The 3,436-nt window shown below is 73.4% G+C and carries 3 protein-coding genes; 2 read left to right on the forward strand and 1 reads right to left on the reverse strand.

Translation table 11 applies throughout. The features are described from left to right. Positions 1 to 94 precede the first annotated feature (94 nt). Positions 95 to 856 carry a thioesterase II family protein gene (locus tag ACFWAR_RS15385; RefSeq protein ID WP_385777136.1) on the forward strand — a complete coding sequence of 254 codons (762 nt, stop codon included), beginning with the start codon at positions 95 to 97 and terminating at the stop codon, positions 854 to 856. Next, the gene (locus ACFWAR_RS15390; protein WP_385777138.1) at positions 849 to 2,294 is read left to right on the forward strand and encodes an amidase family protein; all 1,446 of its coding nucleotides are present in this window, start codon (positions 849 to 851) and stop codon (positions 2,292 to 2,294) included. Before ACFWAR_RS15385 ends, ACFWAR_RS15390 begins: the two co-directional genes overlap by 8 nt. Before the next feature lie 24 nt (positions 2,295 to 2,318). Here the strand turns inward: ACFWAR_RS15390 and ACFWAR_RS15395 are convergent, their stop codons facing one another. Beyond that, on the reverse strand, positions 2,319 to 3,242 hold the full coding sequence (locus ACFWAR_RS15395; protein WP_385777140.1) for an ornithine carbamoyltransferase: 924 nt from the start codon (positions 3,240 to 3,242) through the stop codon (positions 2,319 to 2,321). Between the last annotated feature and the right edge of the window lie 194 nt (positions 3,243 to 3,436).

Genomic DNA, 3,436 nt, shown 5'->3' on the forward strand with positions numbered 1-3,436 from the left:
GTCCCCGGGCCGCGGCGCCGGTCGCCGCGGCCCGCGGGGCGCGTCCGCGCCCGCGTCGCGGCCCCCGCCCGAACGCACCCACGAAAGGCGCACCATGACTGCCGTTCAGCAGGCCAGCACCTGGTTGAGGAGGTACCGGCCGGTCGAGCGGCCACGGGTCCGGCTCGTCTGCTTCCCGCACGCGGGCGGTGGCCCGAGCGCCTTCCGCACCTGGCCGGCCGCGCTGCCGTCCGACGTCGAGGTCTTCGCGGTGCGCTACCCGGGACGCCAGGACCGGGTGACCGAGCCCTGCGTCGACCGGATGGAGCCGATGGCCGAGGCCGTCACGCGGGCGCTGACCCCGCTGCTCGACCGGCCGCTCGTCCTCTTCGGCCACAGCATGGGCGCGTGGATCGCCTACGAGGTCGCGCGGCGCACGCCGGTGCGCGCCCTGCTGGTCTCGGGCCAGGTGGCGCCCGCGCGAAGGGAGTCGACCCACGACGGGACGCCCCGCGGCGGGGCCGGTCCGCTGACCGACGACCAACTGGTCGCTGAGGTCAAGCGGTTGGGCGGGTACGACGCCCAGCTCTTCGAGGACCCGGAGCTGCGCGACCTCGTCCTGCCGCCGATCCGGTCCGACTTCGAGCTCGTACGGACCTACCGGCCACAGGCGGCGGAGCCGCTCGACTGCCCGGTGCACGCCTACTACGGCGAGGACGACCTCGACGCCCGGCCGGACGACGTCGAGGCCTGGGGCGAGACCACCACGGGCCGCTTCGGCGCGCACCGGTTCCCCGGCGGCCACTTCTACCTGACCGACCACGAGCCCGCCCTGCTGCGCGCGCTCTCCTCCCTCCCGGTGGTGTCCCTTGTTTGACCCGACCGAAGCGAGCCTGGCCCAGCTGCGCGAGGCGCTCGCCGACGGGCGGCTCACCGCCCTCGAGCTGACCCGCTGGTACCTGGACCGGATCGAGCGCCACAACGGGGAACTGCGCGCGGTCATCGAGGTGAACCCGGACGCCGAGGCGGAAGCGGCGCGGCTGGACGCGGGCCCGGCCCGGGGCCCGCTGCACGGGATTCCCGTGCTCCTCAAGGACAACCTCGACACCGCCGACCGGATGCACACCACGAGCGGCTCCACGGTCATGCTCGGCTCCCGGCCCGCACGCGACGCCACGGTCGTCGCCCGGCTGCGGGCGGCGGGAGCCGTACTGCTCGGCAAGGCGAACAAGACCTCGTGGATCCTGGGAACCGCGGGCTGGAGCGCCCGCGGCGGCCAGACGCGCAACCCCTACGACACGGACCGCTCGCCGCACGGTTCCAGCTCGGGATCCGCGGTGGGCGTCTCGGCGAACCTGTGCGCGGTGGCGCTCGGCACCGAGACCATCGGCTCGATCCTGGGCCCGGCCGCCGCGAACTGCCTCGTCGGCGTGAAGCCGACCACCGGACTGACCAGCCGCGCGGGCATGATCCCGGGCATCCCGAGCTTCGACTCGATCGGTCCCCTGGCCCGTACGGTCGCCGACGCGGCGGACGTCCTCTCGGTGATCGCGGGACCCGACCCGTTGGACGGGGCGACGGACGGCGCGCCCACCCTCGACTACCGGACGTTCCTCGACGGGGACGGCCTGCGCGGGATGCGCATCGGCGTTCCCCGCAAGGTCTTCTACGGCTACAGCGCGGCGGCCGACGAGATCGCCGACGCCGCCCTGGAGACCATGCGGGGCGCCGGAGCGGTCATCGTCGAGGGCGCGGACATCGCCACCGCGGACCGGTTCGCCGGTCCCGCGCTGGGCGCCGTCGCGATGCACGAGACCGCGCACGCCCTGGGCCGGTACCTCGCCCGCACGCCCGGGGACCATCCGCGCACCATCGCCGCCCTGGTCGAGGCGAACCGGGAGAACGCGGCGGTCGAACTGGAGTTCTTCGACCAGGACGTCCTGGAGATGCTGGCCGGTGTCGACCCCGACACGGACGACCCGGCCTACCGCGAGGCGCTGGCCACCGTACGGCGGCTGGCGGGCGCCGAGGGCATCGACGCCGTCATGGACGAACACCGGCTGGACGCGCTGGTCATGCCCACGTGCCCGCCGCCGTGGCCGATCGACATGGTCGAGGGCGACCCCGATCCGCACGGCGCCGCCCTGGCGCCCGGACTGGCCGGGTACCCCGCCATCAGCGTGCCGGCGGGCTGGACCGAGGGGCTGCCCGTCGGGATCACCTTCACCGGACGGGCCTTCAGCGAGCCGGTGCTGTTCCGGCTCGCCCACGGCTTCGAGCGGGCGCGGCCGACCCGCCGCCCGCCCGCCCGGTGAACCTCCCGGGGCCGAAGGCCCCGCTCACAGCGCCCCGAGGCTCCACTCCAGCACCGCGGCGGCGCTGTGCATCTTCGCCTCGGCCTGGGTGAACGCGATCGAACGCGGCCCGTCCAGCACCGCGGCGGTGACCTCGTCGCCGCGGTGCGCGGGCAGGTCGTGCATGAAGACCGCGTCCGGGCTGGAGCGCATGACGGACTCGTCGACCCGGAAGGGGACGAAGTCCTCGCGCCAGTCGGCGTCGGCCTTCGAGGTGCCGGTCGTCTGCCAGCGCGTGGTGTAGACGACGTCGACGCCCTCGGGCAGGTCGAAGGTGTCGTGCCGCTCGGTGACGGTCGAACCGTGCGCCGCGGCGAACTCCTTGGCCCGCACCATGATCTCGGGATCGACGCCGTAGCCCGCCGGGGTCCGCAGGTGCAGCTCCGTGCCCGGGTAGCGCGGCAGCGCCAGCGCCAGCGCGGCGGCCGTGTTGTTGCCCTCGCCCAGGTAGAGCACCTTGCGCCCGGCCGGATCGCCGAAGTGCCCGGCCATCGCGGTCAGGTCGGTCAGGGCCTGGGTGGGGTGCTCCTGCGCGCCCATCGCGTTCACCACCGCCATCGCGTCCTGCGCGGCCAGCGCGCGCAGCTCCGCGACGCTGCCCGCCGTACGGGCCACCAGGACGTCCAGCATGCCGCCCAGGACCCGTCCGGTGTCCTGCGTGGTCTCGCCCGTGTTGAGCTGGAGGTCGTGCGGACCGTAGGTGATCAGGCGCGCGCCCAGGCGCAGCGCCGCGGCGGAGAACGCCGTGCGCGTGCGCGTGGACGTCGCCTTGAAGTAGATGCCGACGACCGCGCCGGCGAGCGTCTCCCGCGACCACTCCCCGGAAGCGAATTGCTTTCCCCTTTCCACGATCCGGTACAGATCGGCATCGGGGATATCGGCCAATGAGATGACGTGTTTGCGGACCATTGCGCGACTCCTGTGCTCAGCGGGCTTCGCAATGTAGAGGCGCCGCATATCAGGCCGGTATCGACCTGCGAAGCGGACCGGATGGGTTCTCGATAACACGCTGAAAATGCCGCTCCGTACGGTCTGGAAACGTGTCGGACGCATACGCGTTCCGGCCGCTTCCGAGTTCTCGTCGAAGTACAGGAGTCAGCAGC

The sequence above is a fragment of the Streptomyces sp. NPDC059917 genome, assembly GCF_042730635.1.
Taxonomy (GTDB): domain Bacteria; phylum Actinomycetota; class Actinomycetes; order Streptomycetales; family Streptomycetaceae; genus Streptomyces.

Bases quoted from the DNA above. Each gene is read 5' to 3' on its own strand.
- ACFWAR_RS15395 (WP_385777140.1), bottom strand. From the start codon at position 3,242: ATGGTCCGCAAACACGTCATCTCATTGGCCGATATCCCCGATGCCGAT.
- ACFWAR_RS15385 (WP_385777136.1), top strand. From the start codon at position 95: ATGACTGCCGTTCAGCAGGCCAGCACCTGGTTGAGGAGGTACCGGCCG.